This is a genomic window from Streptomyces sp. NPDC017056, from assembly GCF_044332485.1.
GTDB lineage: Bacteria > Actinomycetota > Actinomycetes > Streptomycetales > Streptomycetaceae > Streptomyces.
The window spans coordinates 42,094-64,665 of sequence record NZ_JBIRPD010000035.1 but is presented as its reverse complement, the minus strand read 5'-3'; the positions used below and the strand labels follow the sequence as shown (position 1 = coordinate 64,665).

Sequence of the window (22,572 nt, the reverse complement as noted above, 5' to 3'; positions counted from 1 at the left end):
GTCCCGGGAGGAGGCGATGTGGTCGTCGTCCAGACCCAGCGAGCGCAGCACCTCCCACTTCCCCGGACTGGCCGTCGCGAACACCTCGCAGCCCCGCCGGTGTGCCAGTCGGATGGCGGCGATGCCGACGCCGCCGGCGCCCGCATGGATCAGGACCCGCTGTCCGGGTGCCACCTGGGTGAGGTCTTCCCAGACGTACAGGGCGGTCGCGTAGACCAGTGGTACGGCGGCGGCGTCCGCGAATTCCCAGCCGGGCGGCATCGGTACGACGAGGGCGCGCGGGGCCACTGCCGTGGGGCCGAAGGCGCCGCTGAACAGGCCCATCACCCGGTCACCCGCGGTCAGTCCGGTGACCTCCGCGCCGACTTCGGTCACCACGCCCGCGGCCTCGTAACCGAGGGCGTCTTCGGAGGCCGCCATGCCCAGGAGGGAGACGACGTCGCGGAAGTTCATGCCCGCCGCGCGCACCGCGATGCGCACGTGGTCGGCGGGGAGCGGTGCCCCGGCGTCGGGTGCGGGTGTCAGCCGGAGGTTGTCCAGGGTGCCGCGGACCGGGGCGTCCAGCCGCCAGTGCTCGGTACCGGCCGGAGGCACCAGTGTGTCGTTGCCGGTCCGCACCAGCCGTCGGGCCGACGGGCGGCCTTCGCGCAGGGCCACTTCCGGTTCGTCGTGGGATGCCAGGGCGGTCAGGGCGCGCCGGCTCTCGGCGGTGGCGTCGATGTCGGCCAGCAGGAAGCTGCCGGGGTTCTCCGCCTGTGCCGAGCGCACCAGGCCCCACAGCGGGGCGTGGACGAGGTCGGCCAGGCGCTCGCCGGACTCGGCGGTGACCGCCCCGCTGGTCACGAAGACCAGCCGGGAGCGCGCGAACCGGTCGTCGGAAAGCCATGCTTGGAGCAGCGCCAGCGCCCGGCTCAGGGCCGTGTGGACCGCTGCGGGGTCCACGGTGGGCCCGGTGGCGGAGTGTCCGTGGTCACCGGCGGTTCCGGGGCCTGCCGCCGGGCCGGGGCCGAAGGGCGCGAGGACGAGGCTGGGCACGGGCGCCCCACTGCCCGCCAGGTCTTCCAGCGTGTCGTAGGTCTCCTGGCCGAGGCCGAGCCCGTCGGGGCCGACGACCGCGCAGCGTTCGGCCGCCGGCTCGGGCGCCTCGGGCAGCGCCGTCCACTCGGTGCGGAACAGCGTGTCGGACCCGGCGGGGGCGCCGGCGAGCTGAGCGGCTTCGACCGGGCGCGTCACCAGGGCCGCCACGGAGGCGACCGGCCCGCCGGTCTGGTCGGTCAGGGTGATCGCCACCGCGTCGTCGTCCTCGGGGACGATCCGGGCGCGCAGGGCCGGTGCCCCGGCGCTGTGGATCTCGACGCCGCGCCAGGAGAAGGGCAGGGTGGCGCCGGTGCCGCCCTCGGCGAGGATGCCGGCGTGCAGGACGGCGTCGAACAGCGCGGGGTGCACGCCGTAGCCGTCGGGCTGTGTGCCGTCCGGCAGTGCGACCTCGGCGAAGACCTCGGTGCCGCGTCGCCAGGCGGCGCGCAGCCCCTGGAAGAGCGGGCCGTAGCCGTACCCGTCGTCGGCGAGCCGCTCGTAGAAGCCGGTCAGTTCGACCCGTTCGGCGCCCTCCGGAGGCCATACCGCGGGCGTGGTCTCCGGTACGGGGCCGCCGGGGGCCAGGACGCCGACGGCGTGGCAGGTCCAGGTCTCGTCGCCGTCGCCGCGTGAATAGGCGGTGACGGCGCGGGTGCCGGTCTCGCCGGGGGCGCGTACGACGAGCCGTACGGAGACTCCGCCCCGCCGGGGTATGACCAGAGGGGCCGTCAGGGTCAGTTCGTCGATGCGGGTGCAGCCGGCCTCGTCACCGGCGCGGGTGAACAGTTCCACCCATGCGGTGCCGGGGAACAGCACGGTGTCCAGGACGGCGTGGTCGGCCAGCCACGGGTGGGTGCGGAGCGAGAGCCGGCCGGTGAGCACGGTGTCCTGAGTGTCGGGCAGGGTGACGACGGCGCTGAGCAGCGGGTGTCCGGCGGCGCCGAGTCCGGCCGCGGCGAGGTCGCCGGCCGGGGCGGCCGCGTCGAGCCAGTAGTGCTTGCGCTGGAACGCGTAGGTGGGCAGGTCCTCCGGAGCGGTTCCGGCGGGCAGGGCGGCGGTCCAGTCCACCGGGACGCCCCGGGTGTGCAGCCGGGCGAGCGCGGTGGTGAGGGTGGCGGCCTCGGGGCGATCGGCTCGAACGGTGGGCAGGAAGGCGGCGTCGGCGTCGTCCAGGCATTCCTGTCCCAGGCCGGTCAGGGCGCCGTCCGGGCCCAGTTCGAGGAAGGTCGAGGCACCGGAGCGGGCCAGCAGGCCGATGGCGTCGGCGAAGCGCACGGGTTCGCGGACGTGCCGCACCCAGTACTCCGGGTCGCGGGCCTCCTCGGCGGTGAGCACCCGGCCGGTCACGTTGGAGACGATCGGGATGGCCGGCTCGGCGTAGGACACCACGCGCGCGATCCAGCGGAAGCCGTCCAGCATCGGTTCCATCCGCGGTGAGTGGAAGGCGTGGCTGACGGTCAGCCGGTGGACGCGGCGGCCGCGCGCCCGCCAGGCCGCCATCAGGTCGGCGACCGGCCCTTCGTCGCCGGAGACGACGATGGAGCGCGGCCCGTTGACGGCGGCCAGCCCGATCGCCGCGGGGTGCTCGGCGAGCTGTGGGGCGATCTCCTCCTCACCCGCCTCGATGGCGGCCATCGCCCCGCCTTCGGGCAACTGCTGCATCAGGCGGCCGCGGTGGGCCACCAGCAGGGCGGCGTCGGGCAGGTTCAGCACTCCCGCGACGTGGGCGGCCACCAGTTCGCCGATCGAGTGCCCCACGAGGAAGTCCGGCGTCACGCCCCACGATTCGAGGAGGCGGAAGAGTGCCACCTCGAACGCGAACAGGGCGGGCTGGGTGTACTCGGTACGGTCGAGCAGCTCGGGCGCGTCGCCGAACACCAGGGACTCCACCGGCCGGTCCACGAAGGCGTTGAGCGTGGCGCAGGCGTCGTCGAACGCCCGCCGGAAGGCGGGGAACCGTGCGTGGAGCTCGCGGCCCATCCCCAGCCGCTGACTGCCCTGCCCGGTGAACAGGAAAGCCAGGCCGCCGTCGGCCGGTGTGCCGGTCACCACGCCGGGGGCGCTGCCGTCGGCGGCGAACGCGCGCAGGGCGGAGACCAGGGCGGTACGGTCAGCGGCGACGGCGACCGCGCGGTCGGTCAGGTGGGCGCGTGCGGTGGCCAGGCCGCGGGCGGTGTCCGCGAGGCGGAGGCCGGGGCGCTGCTCGACGTGGTCGGCCAGGCGCGCCGCCTGGGCGCGCACGCCTGCCGGGCCGTGGGCCGAGAAGGCGAAGGGCAGGACGCCGAGGGGCTCCGGTTCGGTGGTCAGGTCCGTGTCGGGCGCGCCGTGGGCCGTCGTGCCTTCCGTGGCGTGGTCCGCCGCGGCCTCCAGGATCACATGGGCGTTGGTGCCGCTCACTCCGAACGACGAGACGGCCGCGCGGCGCGGCCGGCCGGTCTCCGGCCAGGGCGCGGTCTCGGTGAGCAGTTCCACTCCGCCCGAGGACCAGTCGACGTGCGGGGTCGGCTCGCTGATGTGCAGGGTGCGCGGCAGCAGGCCGTGCCGCAGCGCGAGCACGGTCTTGATCACTCCGGTGACTCCGGCGGCGGCCTGGGTGTGGCCCAGGTTGGACTTGACCGACCCGAGGCGCAGCGGCCGGCCGGCCGGGCGGTCCCTGCCGTAGGTGGCCAGCAGGGCCATCGCCTCGATCGGGTCGCCGAGGGCCGTGCCGGTGCCGTGGGCCTCCACGGCGTCCACGTCGGCGGCGGTCAGCCCGGCGTCGGCCAGCGCGCCGCGGATCACCCGTTCCTGGGCCGGGCCGCTGGGTGCCGTCAGCCCGTTGGAGGCGCCGTCGGAGTTGACGGCCGATCCGCGCAGCACGGCCAGCACGCGGTGTCCGTGCCGTACGGCGTCCGACAGCCGCTCGACGACGAGCACGCCGACGCCCTCCGACCAGCCGGTCCCGTCGGCGTCGGCCGAGAAGGCCTTGCACCGGCCGTCGGCGGCCAGCCCGCGCTGGCGGGAAAAGGCGAGGAAGCCGCCGGGGCTGGACATCACGGCGGCGCCGCCGACCAGCGCCATCCGGCATTCGCCCAGGCGCAGCGACCTGGCCGCCAGGTGCAGTGCGACCAGCGAGGCCGAGCACGCGGTGTCGATGGTGACGGCCGGGCCCTCGAAGCCGTACGCGTAGGCCACCCGGCCCGAGGCGAGGCTGGCCGCTGTGCCGGTCAGCAGGTGGCCTTCGAGCCCCCCGCCGACATGGGCCAGGCCGGGGCCGTACTCGTGGTTCTCCACCCCGGTGAAGACGCCGACCGGGGTGCCGCGCAACGTCGTCGGACTGATGCCGGCCCGCTCCAGGCTCTCCCAGGTGACCTCCAGCAGCAGCCGCTGCTGGGGGTCCATCGCCACCGCCTCGCGCGGTGAGATGCCGAAGAACTCCGCGTCGAACTCCGGGGCGTCGTGCAGGAAGCCGCCGCTGCGGGTGTAGGTGCGGCCCGGCCGGTCGGGGTCGGGGTCGTAGAGGTTGTCGACGTCCCAGCCGCGGTTGACGGGGTAGTCGGAGAGCACCTCGCCGCCGTCGAGCAGCAGCTGCCACAGCTCCTCGGGGGAGGTGATGCCACCGGGCAGGCGGCAGGCCATGCCGACGATGGCGACCGGATCGTCCGAGTCGGCGGCGCGGGGGCTGCCGGACTCGCCGCCCTCGTCCTCAAGGGGGGTGGGCCGGCCGTAGAGGCGTGCGTACAGCTCTTCGGCGAGGGCCTGCGGCGTGGGGTGGTCGAACGCCACGGTCACCGGCAGGGCGAGCCCGGTGGCGGCGGTGAGCCGCCGGTGCAGTTCCACCGCGGCGATCGAGCCGACCCCCTGGTCCACGAAGGACGCCCGGGCGGCGACTCCTTCGGGGTCCCGCTCCAGTACTTCGGCGGCCCACTCGCACACCAGGCGTAGCAGGGCGCGCGGCCGTTCGAACTCCGGAAGCCGGTCGAGCTCTTCACGCACAGGTGCCCCCTATTTGTCTTTCTCCGAGTGCGGCAGGGAGTGGGACAAGACGGTCCACACCCGCGCTCCGATGCTAGGGAGAACGATCAGCGGCACCCACCCCTAACGTCCCCTAGGACCGGGCCCGTGAATTCCGGGAGCCCGGCGGGAACATCAGGCTGTAGGGGGGTGGCCAGGGGGACCGACCGGCCGGGAATCGGGGTCGGTAATTCCCGGGCTGTTGTGGTGGTTCAGTCGGTGTACCGGTGTTTCCTGGCGTATTCGCTCGCCTGGGCGCGGTCCTTGCTTCCGGTCTTGGCGAAGATGCGGTTGACGTGCGTCTTGACGGTCGGTTCGCTGATGAACAGGTGCCGGGAGATCTCGCGGTTGCCGAAGCCGGCGGCTATCAGTTTCAATACGTCGATCTCGCGGGCGGTGAGCCGGTCGGCGGGGGCGGGAGCAGGGGCCGGCCGGCTGCGGGTCGCCGCCTGGATGAGGGTGTGCTGGACGCCGGGGTCCAGCACCGCCTGCCCGGCCGCGGCGGCGCTCAGCGCGCGGGCGATGGCGTCCTTGGTGGCGGACTTGGTGAGGTAGCCGAGCGCACCGACGCTCAGCGCCTCCAGGACGAGTTCTTCGGACGCGTAGGTGGTGAGGACGACGACCTGGGTGTCGGCGTGGTCCTGCCGCACCCGCCGGGTGGCCTCCACGCCCGTCACGCCGGGCATGCCCAGGTCCATCAGGACGACGTCCGGGTGGTGTTCGGCGACCATGGCCACCGCTTCCTCGCCGTCGCCCGCTTCGGCCACGACCGTGATGCCCGGCATGGTGCCCAGGAGGAGGACGAGTCCTTCCCGGACTGCCGCCTGGTCGTCGGCGACGATCACTCGGATGCTGGCTTGTGTGGTCACGGTGACAGTGTCCCCTGCTCGGGCCGTTCAGTCGATCTGGGCGGCGAGCAGCCCGTCGTGGATGAGGTTGACGGTCTCGGCACAGCGCGGTGCGTCGTGCGCGCCGGCGAACGCGATCACCGGCGAGCGCAGCCGGGCCGTCTCGAACGCCGGGAAGACGCCCCACGCGCCCCGGTCGGCCACGAAGGTGCACAGCGGATCGACGCCCAGCTCCCGTTCGAGCCGGTCGGCGACCCGTAACGCCACCTCGCCTCCGCTGTGGTGGCCGAAGAGGGCCAGCGGCAGGTCGGACCAGCCGCTGAGCAGCAGGGCGCTGTCGCCCACCAGTTCGTCGAGGTCTCCGGTCCTTCCGCCGGGGTTCCGCGCGTCGCCGTGCGGGTACTGGACTGCCAGCACCTCGACCGAGGGCAGCAGTTGGCGGGCCAGGTGCCATAACATGTCCGACGAGTCCGGCTCATGCGGGAAGCACGCCAGCCGGAAGGAGGCCGACTGCAACGGCATCGCGATTCTTATCAGCTCGACATCGCGGTCGGCGATCGGCTCCCATATCCCCATGGCCCGTTCTCCAGTCTCTCTCGTCGCGCGCAGGCCCCCGTTCGGCAGTTGGTGCCGACGATACGGAGGGAGAGAGGGGACGGCATCTACCACCCAGGTGGAAATTTGCTCGTCCATGGGTGGACAAATCTCCACCCCCTACACACGGTTACGAGGGTTTGGAACCGGATGGGGCCGGCAGGGGTTGCGTTTCCGGCAGCCGGTCAGAACGCGCTGGGTATGTAGCGTGCCGCTACGATCCCCGCCATCGTCCGCAGCCTCGCGTAGTAGGACGCGCAGTAATTGTCGCCGATCAGGGGCAGGATCTTTTCGAGGTCGGCGATGCACGCCCAGAGGACGGCGATGCCTTCGTGGTCGAGTCCGCCTTCGAGTTCCCTTTGGACGAGGGCGTCGGCATCCGCGTCGAGCAGGATCAGCTCCACCCCTTCGATGTCCACGCCGCGGAAGCCCGCGGGGTACGGCGCGTCCCGGTGCTCCTTGTGCAGGCGTAGGAGCCGGTCGTCATGGTGTCGTTCGCGCATATTCGTGATCATTTCATTCGGAACCGGACGGCTCGCCGTGGCCCTGCCACGGTCGGGCGAGGGTGACCAGGGCCGCCGCCGAGAGAACGACGCAGCCCAGTACCACGACGGCCGTGGACATGGCGGTGGTGTTGCCCAGTACGCCGGGCAGTGGCGCGGCCGCGGCGCCCAATACGAACTGGGCGCCGCCGAGCAGCCCGGACGCGGCTCCGGGGGTGTCGCTGCCGATCGCGAGGATGATGGTGATCGACGCGGGCAGCAGCAGTCCGAACCCGGACGTCAGGCCGAACAGGCAGGCCCACGTGGTGGGGAGGGTGCTGATGCCGACGGCGAGCAGGGTCACCAGCGTGGCCAGGGAGACGACGGTGACGGCGACGCCGACGGTGAGCAGGAGGTTGAGCCGTACGCGCCCGGCCAGCCGCCCGAAGACCGTACCGGTCACCACGGTGCCGACGGCGTTGGTGGCGAAGACGAGGCCGTACGCGGTGGGCGACAGGCCGTAGGTGCCTTCGAAGACGAAGGGCGAGCCCGTGATGTAGGCGAACAGGGCGGCCAGCCCGCAGCCCATGGCCAGGAGGTAGCCGGCCAGTTCGCGGCGCCGGAGCAGTGCGCCCATCGCGGCGAACGCGGCCCGCAGGCCGCCGGTCCTGCGCCGCTCGGCGGGCAGCGACTCCGGAACCCACGCCCGGATCGCGGCCGACAGCACCAGCCCGGTCACGGCCAGCGCCACGAACACCAGGCGCCACGACCCGACGCCGAGGATCAGGCCGCCGGCCACCGGCGCCAGGACCGGCGCGGTCGACCCGATCACGCTGAGCGTGGTGAGCCGGCGGGCCGCGTGGGCGCCGGTGAACCGGTCGCTGATGACGGCCCGCCCGATCACGATGCCCGCGCTGCCGGCGATCCCTTGCAGCAGCCTGGCCACGTCGAACACGGCGATGGTCGGGGCGAGCGCGCAGACCAGGGAGAACACGCCGAACATGCCGGAACCGGCCAGCAGCAGGCGCCGCCGCCCCAGCGCGTCGCTGACGGGACCGAGCACGAGCTGCCCGGCGGCCAGCCCGATGAGGCAGGCCGTCAGGGAGAGTTGGACGGCCGTCTTCGAGGTGGCGAACGAGGTGACGATCTGGGGGAAGCCGGGCGCGTACATGTCGATGGCGAACGGCGATACCGCCGAGAGTCCGCCGAGGACGACGACGAGTGGCCCCGTCCCGGTCCGGGAGGACGCGGCATCGGTACTGACGGTCATCGGTCTCCATCCGGGGGTGCCTGCTGGGGGTCGGCCCATCGTCGGCACCGGGACCGCGCCGTGGTGTGGAGCGGCGGTCCCGTGGATGTGGAGCGCGGTGCCCGGCTCTCGGAGGTGTCAGGAGTGTGCCCGCCGGAACCCGGCGGGAGTGGTGCCCCGGTCGCGCCGGAAGGCGTAGCCGAAGTTGCTGGGCGAGGCGTAGCCGACCTCGTGCCCGATCCGGGCCACCGGCCAGTCGGTCTCGACGAGCAGGGCCGCGGCGCGGTCGAGGCAGCGGCGCCGGTGGTGCTCCATCACCGGCGCCCCGTACAGCGCGCGGAACCCGGTGGTGAGGCGCCGGACCGACATCGAGACCGTGCGGGCCAGTTCGGGCAGCGTCGGCGGTGCGTGGCGTTCTCGCCAGAGCAGTTCGGGGACGCGGCGCAGCGCGGCCACCTCGTGGTCGTCCAGCGCGAGGTCCCCGGTGTCCGCCGGCGGCGCGGTGGCGGTGAGTCCGTCGACCAGGGCGGCCAGCGCCGCCACGAGCCGCGATTCCATGTACAGCAGGCGCCCCGGGGACGAGCGCCGGTGCAGGAAGAGCTCCTCCAGCGGGCCGGCCGCCGGGCGCAACGCGGCGGACCGGCCCAGGTACTGTTCGCGCGCGACGTCCTGCGGCCCGGGGGCCGGCAGGGCGCCCGCGCCGAGGTTGCCGAGGTAGGTCTCCAGCCCGGTCCAGGTCCCGGTGACCGACACGGCGCGGTACCGCTCGCCGTCGCCGTGCGCGACGACGCCGCCGGTGGCGCACCGGGGGCTCAGCGCCACCGACCCCGCGTGCAGACCGCCGGTTCCGGTGCTGGTCTCGCTGACGTGCATGCGCCCGTCGACGCAGTGCTCCAGCTCGAAGTGGTCGCCGGGGAAGGCGTACCCGACCTGGTGCCCGCCGGCGAACGCGACGTCGTAGCGGACGATGTGGAACCCGCTGCGCAGCGGCGTCACCTCGATCGTGCCGTCGCCGACCTCCGGGCGGAGCCGGTGCCGGACGGTGCCGTCGCGGCTCCCCTCGGTCTCGGCGATCGACGCGTAGTACGCCGCGAGCGTCGCGTCCGACGTGGGGGAACCGGTCACGCCGGCGAGCTGGTGTACCCGGGTCACAAGATCGAGGTTAGCCTCCTGGCGCGTGCTGTTCAGCTCTTCTTCGTGAGGGCCCGCTCGACGTCCGTGAGGACGGCCTGCGCGGCGAGCGGGCCGCCGGAGCTGTTCCAGGCGGAGCCGTCGACCACCACGACGTGGTGCTTCTCGACGGCCTTGAGCTTGGTGAAGTTCGGTACGGCGGTGGCTTCCGCGAGGCCCTTGTCCCCCGCGGCCTTGTCGCCGAGCGCGCCGAGGAAGAGCCAGTCGCCGTCGATGGCGTCCAGGCGCTCCAGGCTCACCGGTTCGCTGTGGCCGGAGCTTTCGCCCTGCTGGCCCTGGGGGCGCTTGAGGCCGAGGGCGGCGAGGGTGTCGCCGACGTGTCCCTTGCCCTTGCCGACGACCGAGGGGGCGCCGTTCTGCCAGCGCACGACGCTGGTGACGGCCCCGGCGTTGGGTCCGAGCCCGTCCTTGACGGCCTTGGTGCGGGCGTCGAAGGAGGCGAGCCACTTCCGGCCGTCGGCCTTCTTGCCGAGGGCGTCGGCGGTCGCGGTGAAGGCGTCCCGCCAGGGGGCGTTCAGTTTGGCGGTGAGCACGGTGGGGGCGATCCGGCGGAGCTTGTCCTGCACGCGCTTGGCGCCCACCGTCTCGTCGAGCAGGATCAGGTCGGGCCGCATGGCGGCGAGCTTGTCCAGGTCGGGTTCGGCGACGTTGGCGACGATCCGGGCGGACTCGGCCTTCGGGGCGAGGTAGCCGGCCACGCCGGACTGGCCGCGGCCGCTGGTGGCGCCGATCGGCCGGGTGCCCAGGGCGAGCGCGGCGTCGAGGGTGGGCTCGCTGAGCGTCACGACCTTCTTGGGGGCGACGGGCACCGCCACCTCCTTGCCGTTGGCGTCGGTGACGGTACGGGTGCCGGAGCCGCCCTCCTTGCCGTCGGCGCCATCGCCGCAGCCGGCGAGGGTCAGGGCGCCTGCCAGGGCGGCGGCGAGCAGGGCGGCGGGTCGGCGGTAACGCATCGGTGTTGCTCCTTGTGTGTACGGAAAGGGTGCGGGGCCGGCGGGCGGGTCTCAGGAAGGCGGTGGCGTTCCCGGGCCGAGGAGGGTGATCAGCCCCTGTGCCAGGGCGACGGTCCAACAGGCGTAGTCGTGGCCGCCGTTGAAGTCGGAGCCGGTGACGGGGTGGCCGCAGGCCCGGAGCGTCCGGCGCAGGACGCGGGTCTGTTCGAGCATTCCCCACTCGTGCAGGCCCACGTCCAGGTGCAGCCGCAGCCCGCGCCGCGCCCCCTCGGCGTAGCGCCGGGTGATCCACGCCGTCTCCCCGGCCGGTTCGCCCGGGGGCTGCCACCACAGGGACGGGGACTGGGCCAGGACGTTGCCGAACCGGTCGGGCGCGCCGTACCCGGCGTACAGGGCGGTGAGTCCGCCCAGGCTCTGCCCCGCGACGACCGTGCGTGCGGGGTCCGGGCGGACCGGCAGGCGGTCGGCGGCCCAGGGCAGCAGTTCCCCGGCGAGGAAGGTGACGTACGCCGGGTGGCCGCCGAATTCCCGTACGCGGGTGGCGTTGTCGACGGCGTGCGGGGCGAGGACCGTGAGCGGCGGGATCGCGCCGTCGGCGACGAGGCCGTCGAGCACTTCTTCCAGGCGCAGTTGGCCGAACCACATGTCGCCGTCGAGCAGGACGAGGGTGTCGGTGTGCTGCCCGGCGCGGCCCGTGGCCGGTGCCGGCGGCTCGTACACCCACACCTCGCGTTCCGCGCCGAGCGCGGCGCTGGCCACCTGGTGGCGCCGGACCGTGCCGCGCGGGGTGCCGGCGCGGGCGGGGTGGGGCCAGGGCCGGGCGGGGGCGTCGGGGAGTTCGAAGACCGAACCGGGCGGGCCGTGCCAGCGGGTGGCGATGGTGCGGGGGTTGAGGGGGTCGCCGACGCCGGTGGCGGCCAGCCGGCCGAGGTCGCCGAGCGGCCGTCCCTCGGTGTCGGCGGCGATGCGGTACGAGCCGCGGTGGTCGCCGCGCAGCCGGTAGGTCAGGTGCCACACGTCCGTGCCGGGCAGCCGGCGCATCAGGCTCGGGGCGAGGTCGGCGCGGTCCATCAGCCGGTTGACCATCAGCAGCACCTGGCGGGTCGCGGTGCCGCCGCGCCACAGGAAGGTGACGGCGTGGTGCCCGGGGTCGCCGTCGAGCGGTTCGACGAGCGGGGTGCCGCGGGCCGCCACCTCGTCCCAGAACCGGTCCAGTACGGCGGCGCGCGCGTCCGCCGACCCGGCCGTGGCGAGCCGGGCGGCCAGGCGCGTCACTTCCGGGCTGTCCGTGGTCTCGGCCGGGCGGGGCCGGGGGGTGCGGGGCGGCCCGGCGGGGGCCGTGCGGGCGGCGGGGGCGCCGTCCGCGCGGCTCATCCGTCCGCTCCGCGGGCGAGGGCCAGTTCGACCAGCCGGGGCACGGTGTCGGCGGGGCTGGGCAGCGCGGCCATCTCCTCGGCCGTCTCGCGGGCCGCGGTGGCCAGCGCCTCGTCCTCCAGGAGCCGCCGCACCAGCTCGCGCCCGGGGCGGTCGGTGCCGGCGAGCGCCGACGGGTCGGGCGGGACCAGGCCGCAGCCGCGCGCCCGGACCGCCGCCGCGTTGGCCGGCCGGTCGGCTCCCTCGCCGAGGACGAGCTGCGGCAGCCCCGAGTCCAGGACGGTCAGGGTGGTGCCGGCGCCGCCGTGGTGGATGGCGGCGTCGCTGGCGGCGAGCAGGGCGCTCAGGGGCGTCCACTCCACGGGGCGTACGTTCTCGGGGAGCGGGCCGAGCGCCGAGAGGTCGGCGCCGCCGAGCGCGAGCACGAATTCGGCGTCGGTCTCGCGGGCCGCGTCGATGACCCACTCCACGGGCGAGAGGCCGTCCACGACCGGGCGGACGGTGCCGAGGGTGACCGCGACGCGGGGGCGCTTGCGCGCCGCGAAGAGCCAGTGCGGGAGCGCGCCGCCGCCGTTGTACGGGACGTAGCGCAGGTGGCGGCGGTGCGGTTCGGTGGTGACGCTCATGCGGGGCGGGGTGACGTCCAGCCAGGCGGCGACGGGTCCAGGGCCCGCCAGGTTGTGGCGGGCGTACCCGTCGGCGAGGGCGTCGTTCATCATCGCGACGTGCCGGCCGGTGTGGCCGAACCCGACCGCGTGGACGACCGAGGGGATGCCGAGCGCGGCGGCCACGAGCTGGCCGACGACGCCGTTGGGGGTGTGTACGACGAGGTCGGGCCGCCAGTTGCGGGCGGTGTCGACCATGGTGTCCGCCATCTCCTCGCTGAAGAAGGAGAATCCCTTCCCCTTGGGGGCGGTGCGCTTCTCATCCGGGGCCGGGGGCTTGCCCTGGCGGTTCTTCTCCATGGCGGCGTACAGGGCGTCGGGGTCGATGCCGGGCGCGCAGTCCACGGCGGGCAGTCCGGCCGAGGCGGCGTGGCCGACGGCTCGGCCGCAGGTGGCGACGAGGACGTCGTGGCCGGCGGCGCGGAACGCCTGGGCCAATGGGACCAGTGGATAGAGCAGCCCGAAGAAGGGCGGCCCGGCGAACAGGACACGCATCGACAACCTGCTTTCTGTCCCGACGGGCCGTCAAGTCGGTTTCGGGACACGGGTGGTGCGAGTGGCGGCGGGAAACGGGCGGTACGTCGGTACATGTGCGACAGGTCACATACCCCGAGTGACGACCCGACACTTAGGTAAGCCTAAGCTAACCACGTGCTCAGCAGGTCAACAACGCCTCCCGGCTGGCTACGCAGGCTCGGTGCCGCGTGCCGCCACCACCCCCGACTCCTCTTCGCGGTCGCCGTGAGTTCCGTGCTCGGCACGGGACTTGAGGCGATCGGCCCCCTCCTGGCCCGGCTCGGCGTCGACGACGCCGTGGCCGGGCACACCGACCGCATCGGCTGGCTCGCCGCCGCGATGGCGGGCCTCGCGCTGGTCCAGTTCGCCGCCGAGTTCACCCGCCGCTACGCCGCCGGGAAACTCGCCCTCGGCGTCCAGCACCGGTTGCGTACCGAGGTGTTCGACTCCCTCCAGCGCCTGGACGGCGTCAAACAGGACGCGCTGCGCACCGGCCAGGTGGTCTCCCGCGCCAACAGCGACCTGACACAGGTGCAGATCATGCTGGGGATGCTGCCGATCCCGCTCGGCACCACGGCCCTCTTCCTCGTCGCCGTCGGCGCGATGCTGTGGCTGTGCGCCCCGCTCGCCCTGGTCGCGCTGACCGTGGTGCCCGCCACCGCGTGGGCCGCCGCCCGCAGCCGCAAACGGCTCGTGCCCGCCACCCGCGAGGCACAGGCCGGCGCCGCGCGCATCGCCGAGCAGGTCGAGGAAGCCGTCACCGGCGTACGGGTGGTCAAGGGCTTCGGCCAGGAAGAGCGCGAGGTGCGCCGGCTGGCCCGCGCCGCCCGCGGCCTGTTCGGACGGCGGATGCGGGTGGCCCGCATCCAAGCCGGCGCCACCGCCACCCTCGCGGCGCTGCCCGCGCTCGGCCAGGTCGGCGTGCTCGCCCTCGGCGGCTGGCTGGCGCTGCGCGGCACCATCGGGCTGGGCACCTTCCTCGCCTTCGCCGCCTACCTGGCGCTGCTGGCCGGGCCCGCCCGCCTGTTCGCGAGCTTCCTGGTCACCGCCCAGCAGGCGCGCGCCGCGGCCGAGCGGGTCTACGAACTCGTCGACGCCCGGCCCGACATCACCGATCCGGCCGACCCGGTCGCCCTGCCCGCAGGGCCGACCGGCCTGGAACTGCGCGACGTGCGCTTCGGGTACGCGCCCAGCGACCCGGTGCTCAACGACGTGTCCCTGACCGTAGGGCCCGGCGAGACACTGGCCCTGGTCGGCCCTTCGGGCTCCGGCAAGTCCACCGTCTCGCTGCTGCTCCCCCGCTTCTACGACCCGCAGGACGGCTCCGTACGCGTCGGCCCGCCCGGCGCGGCCATTGACGTCCGCGAACTGTCGCTCGCGGACCTCCGCTCCACCATCGGCGTGGTCTTCGAAGAGCCCTTCCTGTTCTCCTGCTCGGCCCGCGACAACATCGCCTACGGCCGCCCTGATGCCACCGACGCGCAGGTCAGGGCGGCTGCCGAGGCCGCCGAGGCGCACGGGTTCATCTCGGCGCTGCCCGACGGCTACGCCACCGAGGTCGGCGAGCGCGGGCTGACGCTCTCCGGCGGGCAGCGGCAGCGCGTGGTGCTGGCCCGCGCCCTGCTGGCCGACCCGCGCGTCCTGGTCCTGGACGACGCCACCTCCGCCGTGGACGCCGCCACCGAGGCCGCCATCCACCGCACCCTGCGCGCCGTCACCGGCGACCGTACGACCCTGCTGATCGCACACCGCCGCTCCACCCTCCGGCTCGCCGACCGCATCGCCGTCCTGGACGAGGGCCGCGTGGTGGACTGCGGCACCCAGGAGGAACTGGCCGAGCGCTGCCCGCTGTTCCGCGAGCTCCTGGCCGGTCCTGGCGACTCCCTCGACGTACGCGTCACCCCGGCCCCGCACGCCACCGACCAGGGCGTCACCCCGGAACTGTGGCCCGAGCCCCCCGCCGACGCGGCCCGGAACGCGGTGGAGGAGACCACCGACGACCCGCGCCTGGACGAGGACCGGCTGCGCGCCCCCGACCCCGACGCGCGCTTCCGGCGCCTGCTCGCCCCCGTACGCGCCGCCCTGCTGCTCGGCCTGCTGCTCGTCGCCGCCGACTCCCTCGCCTCCCTCGCGCTGCCCCTCCTCGTACGGCACGGCCTGGACGCCGGGGTCGGCGCGGGCGACGGCGGCGCGCTCGCCGCCACCGCGCTGACCGCGCTGCTCGTCGTCGCGGCCGGCTGGGGCGTGCTCACCCTCCAGGCACGCGTCACCCGGCGGGCCGGGGAACGGGTGCTGTACGGGCTGCGGGTGAAGACCTTCGCCCACCTCCAGCGCCTCGGTCTGGACTTCTACGAGCGCGAGCGCGGCGGCCAGATCATGACCGCCATGGTCAACGACATCGACGCGCTCTCCGCCTTCCTCCAGACCCATTTGCTGGCCTCCGTCGCCGCCCTGGCCACCCTGTGCGGCGCCGTCGTGGCAATGCTCGCCGTCGACCTGCCGCTGGCCCTGACCGCACTCGCCCTCGTCCCCCTGATCGCCGTGGCCACGGCCGTCTTCTGGCGGCTGTCCTCCGCGGCGTACAGCGACGCGCGCAAACGCGTCGGCGAGGTCAACTCCAGCCTCCAGGAGAACGTCTCGGGCCTGCGCGTCGCCCAGTCCCAGAGCCGCGAGGGCAAGACCGCCGAGGCGTTCGGCAAGCTCTCCGAGGGCTACCGCGCCGCCCGGCTGCGCGCCCAGCGCTACGCCGCCGTGTACTTCCCGTGCGTCAACCTCACCGCCGAACTCGCCAAGGCCACCGTGCTGCTGTACGGCGCACACCGGGTCGCGGACGGCGGCCTCAGCCCCGGCGTCCTGGTCGCCTTCACGCTCTTCCTCGGCATGTTCTTCGCGCCCCTCCAACAGCTCTCGCTCGCCTTCGACAGCTACCAGCAGGCGTCCGTCGGCCTGCGCCGCACCCTGCAACTGCTGCGCGTCACGCCCTCCGTGCGGCCCGCCGCCGACCCCGTACCCGTACCGGAACGGCTGCGCGGCGCGGTCGAACTCCGCGCGGTCACCCTCCGCTACCCGGGCGCCGGGCAGCCGTCACTGGACCGGGTCAGCCTGCGCGTCGAGCCCGGCGAGACGGTCGCGCTCGTCGGCGCGACCGGCGCCGGCAAGTCCACCGTCGTCAAGCTGCTCGCCCGCTTCCACGACGCGACCGAGGGGCAGGTGCTGGTGGACGGCACGGATGTCCGCACCTACGACCCGCCCGCCTACCGGCGGCTGCTGGGCGTCGTCCCCCAGGAAGCCCACCTGTTCACCGGCGACATCGCCGACAACGTCCGCTACGGCCGCCCCGCAGCCACCGACCGGGAGGTCGAGGCGGCCGTACGGGCGGTGGGCGCGCTGCCCGCGGTGGCCGCCCAGCCGTACGGCTTCCGCCAGCCCGTCGGCGAGCGCGGGCAGCGCCTGTCCGCCGGCCAGCGCCAGCTCGTCGCCCTGGCCCGCGCCCACCTCGTGGACCCCGGCCTGCTCCTCCTGGACGAGGCCACCGCTGCCCTCGACCCGGCCACCGAACGCGCGGTGCTGGACGCCGGGGACCGCCTGGCCGACGGCCGCACCACCGTGCTGGTCGCGCACCGCCTGGCCACCGCCGCGCGGGCCGACCGGATCGTCGTCCTGGACGCCGGGCGGATCGCCGAGGAGGGCACCCACCAGCAGCTCCTCGACGCCGACGGTCACTATGCCCGGCTGTGGCACCACCACTCCGCCGCCGAACCCGCCACCCTCACCCAAGGATGACCCGCTCATGAAGGCACTTGTCCTCTCCGGAGGCACCGGCAGCAGACTGCGGCCCATCACCCACACCGCCGCCAAGCAACTCGTCCCCGTCGCCAACAAGCCGGTGCTCTTCTACGGCATCGAGTCCCTGGTCGCCGCGGGCGTCACCGACATCGGCATCATCGTCGGCGACACCGCGGCGGAGATCCGTACCGCCGTGGGCGACGGCTCCCGCTTCGGGGCCCGCGTCACCTACCTCCCCCAGGAACAGCCCCTCGGCCTCGCGCACGCCGTGCTCGTCGCCCGCGACTGGCTCGGCGACGACGACTTCGTGATGTACCTCGGCGACAACTTCGTGGTCGGCGGCATCACCGAACTCGTCGAGGAGTTCCGGCAGTCCCGCCCCGACGCGCGCATCCTGCTCACTAAGGTCGCCGACCCCAGCGCGTTCGGCGTCGCCGAACTCACCCCCGAAGGCCGCGTCCTGCGCCTGGAGGAGAAGCCGCGCGAGCCGCGCAGCGACCTGGCGCTGGTCGGCGTCTACCTCTTCACGCCCGGCGTGCACGACGCCGTACGGGCCATCGAGCCCTCGGCACGCGGCGAACTGGAGATCACCGACGCCCTCCAGTGGCTGGTCGAGGCGGGCCGCACCGTGCAGTCCACGGTCATCTCCGGCTACTGGAAGGACACCGGCAACGTCACCGACATGCTGGAGGTCAACCGCACCGTGCTGGAGGGCCTGCCGCCCGCCGTCCTGGGCGAGGTGGACGGCGACAGCGAACTGGTCGGCCGGGTCCGCGTCGAGGCCGGGGCCAGCGTCGTACGGTCCCGGATCGTGGGCCCCGCGGTCATCGGCGCGGACAGCGTCGTGCGCGACTCCTACATCGGCCCCTCCACGTCCGTCGCGGGCGGCTGTGTGATCAGCGGCAGCGAGGTGGAGTTCTCCATCATCCTGGACGACTCCCGCATCGAGAACGCCGGCCGGATCGAGGGGTCGCTCATCGGCCGCATGGTCCGCATGAGCGGCGCCGCCCGCGCGCCCCGCGCGCACCGCGTGGTGCTCGGCGACCACAGCCAGGTGCAGATAGCGCCCTGACCCCGCCCGCCACCACTCAGCCGCATCCCCTTCCTCTTTTTCTTCTTTGGACTGACGCCTTGAGAATTCTCGTCACCGGCGGGGCCGGCTTCATCGGCTCCCACTTCGTCCGCACCCTGCTCGCCCCGGCGGGCTCCGGCACCGGGCCGCACGTCGTCACCGTCCTGGACGCGCTGACCTACGCGGGGGACCGCGCCAACCTCCAGCCCGTGCAGAGCGATCCGCGGTTCACCTTCGTGCACGGCGACATCCGTGACCGGCCGCTGGTGGACGACCTGCTGGCCGATCACGACGCGGTGGTGCACTTCGCCGCCGAGTCGCACGTGGACCGGTCCATCGCGGGCGGCACCGACTTCGCCTCCACCAACGTCCTGGGCACCCAGGTCCTCCTGGAGTCAGCGGTGCGCCACCGCATCGCCCGCTTCGTGCACGTCTCCACCGACGAGGTGTACGGCTCGATCGCGGACGGCTCCTGGACCGAGGACCAGCCCCTGGCCCCCAACTCCCCCTACTCCGCCTCCAAGGCGGGCTCCGACCTCCTGGCACTGGCCCACCACCGCACCCACGGCCTGGACGTGTCGGTGACCCGCTGCTCCAACAACTACGGCCCCTACCAGCACCCCGAAAAGGTGATCCCGCTGTTCGTCGGCCGGCTGCTGGCGGGCGGGCGCGTCCCGCTGTACGGCGACGGGCTCAACGTACGCGACTGGCTGCACGTGGACGACCACTGCCGGGCGCTGCGCCTGGTCCTGGAGGGCGGCCGGCCCGGCGAGGTCTACAACATCGGCGGCGGCACCGAGCTGACCAACAAGGACCTCACCGAACGCCTCCTCGCCGCCTGCGGCGCCGGCTGGGACCGGGTCGACCACGTCAGCGACCGCAAGGGCCACGACCGGCGCTACTCCGTGGACTGGACCAAGATCCGTACCGAACTGGGCTACGTCCCCCGGCACTCCTTCGAGGACGGGCTCGCCGAAACCGTCGCCTGGTACCGCGACCGCCCCGACCGGTGGGCGGCGCCGGCCGCCGACGCCACCGGCGTACCGGCCGCGGGCGGTGCCGCCCGGTGAGCCGCTGGCTGATCACCGGCGCCGGCGGCATGCTCGGCCGCGAGGTGGGCCGCCTGCTGGCCGCCGAGGGCGAATGCGCGCTCCCCATGGACCGCCGGTCCCTGGACCTCACCGACACCCGCGCCGTGGAGTCCGCCCTGCGCCGCGTCCGCCCGGCCGTGGTCGTCAACTGCGCCGCCTACACGGACGTGGACGGCGCCGAGACCCACGAGGAGCAGGCACGGCGCGTCAACGCCGACGCGGTGCGCGAGCTGGCCCGCGCCTGCGCCCGCGGCGGCACCCGGCTGCTGCACGTGTCCACCGACTACGTCTTCTCCGGCGACGCCACCACCCCGTACGCGGAGGGCGCGCCCACCGGCCCGCTCACCGCCTACGGCCGCGGCAAGGCCGCCGGCGAACAAGCCGTCCTGGCCGAGCTGCCGCGCACCGGCACCGTCGTGCGCACCGCCTGGCTGTACGGCGCCCACGGCCGCAACTTCGTCCGGACCATGGCCGAACGCGCCGCGCGCGGCGCCACCGCTGACGTCGTCAACGACCAGACGGGACAGCCCACCCCCGCCCGCGATGTCGCCGAACGGCTGCTCGCACTGGGGCGAGGCCCCGCACGCCCCGGCGTCTTCCACGCCACCACCGGCGGCACGGCCACCTGGTACGAGCTGGCCCGCGAGGTGTACCGGCTGGCGGGCGCCGACCCCGACCGCGTCCGCCCCACCGGCAGCGCCGCCCTGGACCGGCCCGCCCGCCGCCCCGCCTGGAGCGTGCTGGGCCACGACCGCTGGGCCGCCGCCGGGCTGCCCGCGCCCAGGCACTGGCGCGACGCCCTCGCCACCGAGTTCGCCGCGGTGACCGCGACGCTGGAAGGAGCAGTCTCATGCGCCCGCTGAGCATCGAAGGAGCCTGGGTGCGCGAACCCCTCGTCCACCGGGACGACCGCGGCTCCTTCCACGAGTGGTTCACCCGGCCGGAGTTCACCGGCGCCACCGGCCGCGCCCCGGTGCTGGCCCAGGCCAACTGCTCCGTCTCCCGCCGCGGCGTACTGCGCGGCCTGCACTTCAGCGAGGTGCCGCCCGGCCAGGCCAAGTACGTCACCTGCGTGCGCGGCGCCGTACTGGACGTGGTGGTGGACGTGCGGACCGGCTCCCCCACGTTCGGCGCGTGGGAGGCCGTACCCCTGGACGAGGACGGGCTGAGCGCGGTGTACGTCTCCGAAGGGCTCGGCCACGCCTTCATGGCCCTGACCGACGACGCCACCGTGGTCTACCTGTGCTCCACCGGCTACCAGCCGCGGCGCGAGCACGGCGTCCACCCGCTGGACCCGGCCCTCGACATCGACTGGCCCGCCGGCGTCACCCCGCTGCTGTCCGCCAAGGACGCCGCCGCGCCCACCCTCGAAGAGGCCGGGAAGCTGGGCCTGCTCCCCTCGTACGAGGAGTGCGTACGCCACCGGGCCGCGGCCAGGGAAGGCAGCGCCGCGTGACGACGACCGCGACCGCGGCCCGCGCCGGCTCCCCCGCACCACCCGCCCCGGCCGCGCCGCCGGCCGGGCGCCGGGCCGTGCGGGCCGGCGGGCTGCTGCTGGGCCTGGCGCTGCTGGCCGCCGTGGTGCTGGCCGGCATCGCCGTGGGCACCAAGGCCATCCCCCTCGACCAGGTGTGGCACGGCCTGTTCACGCCGACCGGCACCGCCGACGACCGGATCGTGCGGGAGCTGCGGATACCGCGTACCGCGCTGGGCGTCGCGGCAGGCGCCGCCCTGGGGCTGGCCGGCGCCGTGATGCAGACCCTCACCCGCAACCCGCTCGCCGATCCCGGGCTCCTCGGCGTCAACGCGGGCGCCTCGGCCGCCGTGGTCACCGCGATCAGCGTGCTGGGCGTCACCTCCTTCACCGGCTACCTGTGGTTCGCGCTGGCCGGCGCCGGCGCGGCGGCCGTCCTGGTCAACGCGCTCGGCGGCAGCCGCGCTGCCACGCCGGTACGCCTGGCCCTGGCCGGCACCGCCGTCAACGCCGCCCTCTTCGGCTGCGTGAACGGACTGCAACTGACGGACCTGGGAGCGCTGGAGACCATGCGGCACTGGTCGGTCGGCACCCTCGCGGGCCGCCGCGGCGACCTGCTCCCGGCCGCGCTGCCCTTCCTCCTCGCGGGCGCCGTCCTCGCCCTGGCGGTGGCCCGCCCGCTGAACGCCATGGCCCTGGGAGAGGACACCGCCCGCTCCCTGGGCGCCCGGCTGGGCCGGACCCGGGTGCTGTCCATCGCCGCCATCACCCTGCTCTGCGGCGCCGCCACCGCGGTCTGCGGGCCGATCGGCTTCGTCGGCCTGATGATCCCGCACGCGGTACGGGCCTTCTGCGGCACCGACACCCGGTGGCTGTTCCCCTACTGCGCCGTCTTCGCGCCGGTCCTGCTGCTGGGGTCCGACATCGTCGGCCGGGTACTGGCCCCGCCCGCCGAGATCGAGGTGGGGGTGGTCACCGCGTTCTGCGGCGGCCTGGTGTTCATCCACCTCGTCCGCCGGCGCAAGGTGGCCCAGCTGTGAACGCCGTCCGCACCCCCGTCGCGCGCCGCGCCGCGCCGCGCCCCACCGTCCTGCGCACCCGGGGCGGGCTGTCCCTGCGCCTGGGCCGCCGTGCCCTGCTGGTCTGCGTACTGCTGGCACTGGCCGGCGCCACGGTGGCCGTCCTGTCCCTGGGCATGGGCAGCTACCACCTCACCCCCGCCGAAGTCCTCGCCACGCTCTTCGGGGACGGCCCGCCCGGCGCGGACTTCGTCGTCGTGGACCTGCGGCTGCCCCGCGTACTGGACGGGCTGCTGGCCGGCTTCGCGATGGGCATGAGCGGCGCGGTCTTCCAGTCGCTGGCCCGCAACCCCCTCGGCAGCCCCGACGTCATCGGCTTCGGCAGCGGCGCGTCGGCCGGTGCCCTCGTCTCCGTCATCCTCCTGGAGGCCGGGACCGCGCAGATCGCCCTCGGCGCGGTGCTCGGCGGCCTGGCCACCGCCGCCGCCGTCTACCTGCTGGCCTGGAAGCGCGGCGTGCACGGCTACCGCCTGGTGCTCGTCGGCATCGGCGGCTCGGCGGTGCTGGGCTCGCTCACCAGCTACCTGTACGTACGGGCCGACATCGGCAAGGCCGCCGAAGCCGCCACCTGGATGATCGGCAGCCTCAACGGGCGCGGCTGGCCCGACGTGACGGTGGCCGCCCTCGGCGTCGCCGCCCTGACACCCGCCGTCCTGGTCCTCACCCGCCGGCTCTCCCTCCTGGAAATGGGCGACGACACGGCGGCGGCGCTCGGCGTCGCCCCCGAACGCAGCCGCCTGGCCCTCCTCGCCACCGGCACCGGCCTGACGGCGCTCGCCGTGGCCGCCGCCGGCCCCATCCCCTTCGTCGCCCTGGCCGCCCCCCAACTGGCCCGCCGCCTCACCCGCTCCCCCGGCCCCAACGTCCTCCCCGCGGCCTGGATGGGCGCCACCCTGGTCACTCTCGCCGACTGGGCGGCCCAACGCGTCTCCGGCACGGCCATCCTCCCGGTGGGCGTGCTCACGGGAGTGGGCGGAGGCGTGTACCTGGCCTGGCTGCTGTTCCTGGAAAGGAAGTCGGGGAAGCTGTGAGCCGTAATCCCGTACGCACGCAGGCACCTGACCGGCTTTCAGGAACCGGGCGCGATTCCCGTATTGCGTGACACCCCTCACCGATCACGGGGGAACA

Annotated in this window: 16 protein-coding genes; 7 read left to right on the top strand and 9 right to left on the bottom strand. The window is 74.3% G+C overall.

Annotated features, from left to right (window positions below; genetic code table 11):
* The 9 genes from ACH4OW_RS38375 to ACH4OW_RS38335 form a co-directional block, all read right to left on the bottom strand.
* Positions 1 to 5,052, bottom strand: a 5,052-nt coding sequence (locus tag ACH4OW_RS38375) for a beta-ketoacyl synthase N-terminal-like domain-containing protein (RefSeq protein WP_398033449.1), incomplete at its 3' end; no start/stop codon positions are given.
* A gap of 230 nt (positions 5,053 to 5,282) precedes the next feature.
* Positions 5,283 to 5,939 carry a response regulator gene (locus tag ACH4OW_RS38370; RefSeq protein ID WP_398033447.1) on the bottom strand — a complete coding sequence of 219 codons (657 nt, stop codon included), beginning with the start codon at positions 5,937 to 5,939 and terminating at the stop codon, positions 5,283 to 5,285.
* Positions 5,940 to 5,966: 27 nt separating this feature from the next.
* Positions 5,967 to 6,494, bottom strand: coding sequence for a thioesterase domain-containing protein (locus tag ACH4OW_RS38365; RefSeq protein ID WP_398033444.1), 528 nt, complete (start codon positions 6,492 to 6,494; stop codon positions 5,967 to 5,969).
* A gap of 203 nt (positions 6,495 to 6,697) precedes the next feature.
* Positions 6,698 to 7,015: a hypothetical protein gene (locus tag ACH4OW_RS38360; RefSeq protein ID WP_398033441.1), complete on the bottom strand. Its 318-nt coding sequence runs from the start codon at positions 7,013 to 7,015 to the stop codon at positions 6,698 to 6,700.
* A 13-nt stretch (positions 7,016 to 7,028) separates the two neighbouring features.
* On the bottom strand, positions 7,029 to 8,264 hold the full coding sequence (locus ACH4OW_RS38355; RefSeq protein WP_398033438.1) for a multidrug effflux MFS transporter: 1,236 nt from the start codon (positions 8,262 to 8,264) through the stop codon (positions 7,029 to 7,031).
* A 117-nt stretch (positions 8,265 to 8,381) separates the two neighbouring features.
* Positions 8,382 to 9,395, bottom strand: coding sequence for a helix-turn-helix domain-containing protein (locus ACH4OW_RS38350; protein ID WP_398033436.1), 1,014 nt, complete (start codon positions 9,393 to 9,395; stop codon positions 8,382 to 8,384).
* A gap of 32 nt (positions 9,396 to 9,427) precedes the next feature.
* Positions 9,428 to 10,387, bottom strand: a complete 960-nt coding sequence (locus tag ACH4OW_RS38345) for an ABC transporter substrate-binding protein (RefSeq protein WP_398033433.1) — start codon at positions 10,385 to 10,387, stop codon at positions 9,428 to 9,430.
* A gap of 51 nt (positions 10,388 to 10,438) precedes the next feature.
* A complete protein-coding gene (gene fes, locus ACH4OW_RS38340) occupies positions 10,439 to 11,761 on the bottom strand; it encodes an enterochelin esterase (RefSeq protein WP_398033430.1) in 1,323 nt (440 codons plus the stop codon).
* Complete coding sequence (locus tag ACH4OW_RS38335; RefSeq protein ID WP_398033427.1) at positions 11,758 to 12,921, bottom strand: nucleotide disphospho-sugar-binding domain-containing protein; 1,164 nt, start codon at positions 12,919 to 12,921, stop codon at positions 11,758 to 11,760. The genes fes and ACH4OW_RS38335 overlap by 4 nt, the downstream gene beginning before the upstream one ends.
* Positions 12,922 to 13,077: 156 nt before the next feature.
* Between ACH4OW_RS38335 and ACH4OW_RS38330 the strand changes: the two genes are divergently transcribed.
* From ACH4OW_RS38330 to ACH4OW_RS38300, 7 genes are read left to right on the top strand one after another with little or no spacing between them, the layout of a single operon-like run.
* The gene (locus ACH4OW_RS38330) at positions 13,078 to 16,725 is read left to right on the top strand and encodes an ABC transporter ATP-binding protein (RefSeq protein WP_398033425.1); all 3,648 of its coding nucleotides are present in this window, start codon (positions 13,078 to 13,080) and stop codon (positions 16,723 to 16,725) included.
* A 7-nt stretch (positions 16,726 to 16,732) separates the two neighbouring features.
* On the top strand, positions 16,733 to 17,800 hold the full coding sequence (locus ACH4OW_RS38325; RefSeq protein WP_360140803.1) for a glucose-1-phosphate thymidylyltransferase: 1,068 nt from the start codon (positions 16,733 to 16,735) through the stop codon (positions 17,798 to 17,800).
* Between the two features lie 59 nt (positions 17,801 to 17,859).
* Positions 17,860 to 18,870: a dTDP-glucose 4,6-dehydratase gene (rfbB, locus tag ACH4OW_RS38320; protein ID WP_398033422.1), complete on the top strand. Its 1,011-nt coding sequence runs from the start codon at positions 17,860 to 17,862 to the stop codon at positions 18,868 to 18,870.
* Positions 18,867 to 19,754 (top strand): dTDP-4-dehydrorhamnose reductase, encoded by an 888-nt coding sequence (gene rfbD / locus ACH4OW_RS38315; RefSeq protein ID WP_398033420.1) that lies wholly within the window; start codon positions 18,867 to 18,869, stop codon positions 19,752 to 19,754. The genes rfbB and rfbD overlap by 4 nt, the downstream gene beginning before the upstream one ends.
* On the top strand, positions 19,742 to 20,347 hold the full coding sequence (locus tag ACH4OW_RS38310; protein ID WP_398033417.1) for a dTDP-4-dehydrorhamnose 3,5-epimerase family protein: 606 nt from the start codon (positions 19,742 to 19,744) through the stop codon (positions 20,345 to 20,347). Before rfbD ends, ACH4OW_RS38310 begins: the two co-directional genes overlap by 13 nt.
* Positions 20,344 to 21,405: a FecCD family ABC transporter permease gene (locus ACH4OW_RS38305; RefSeq protein ID WP_398033415.1), complete on the top strand. Its 1,062-nt coding sequence runs from the start codon at positions 20,344 to 20,346 to the stop codon at positions 21,403 to 21,405. The genes ACH4OW_RS38310 and ACH4OW_RS38305 overlap by 4 nt, the downstream gene beginning before the upstream one ends.
* Positions 21,402 to 22,475, top strand: a complete 1,074-nt coding sequence (locus ACH4OW_RS38300; RefSeq protein ID WP_398033412.1) for a FecCD family ABC transporter permease — start codon at positions 21,402 to 21,404, stop codon at positions 22,473 to 22,475. Before ACH4OW_RS38305 ends, ACH4OW_RS38300 begins: the two co-directional genes overlap by 4 nt.
* The last annotated feature ends 97 nt before the right edge of the window (positions 22,476 to 22,572 follow it).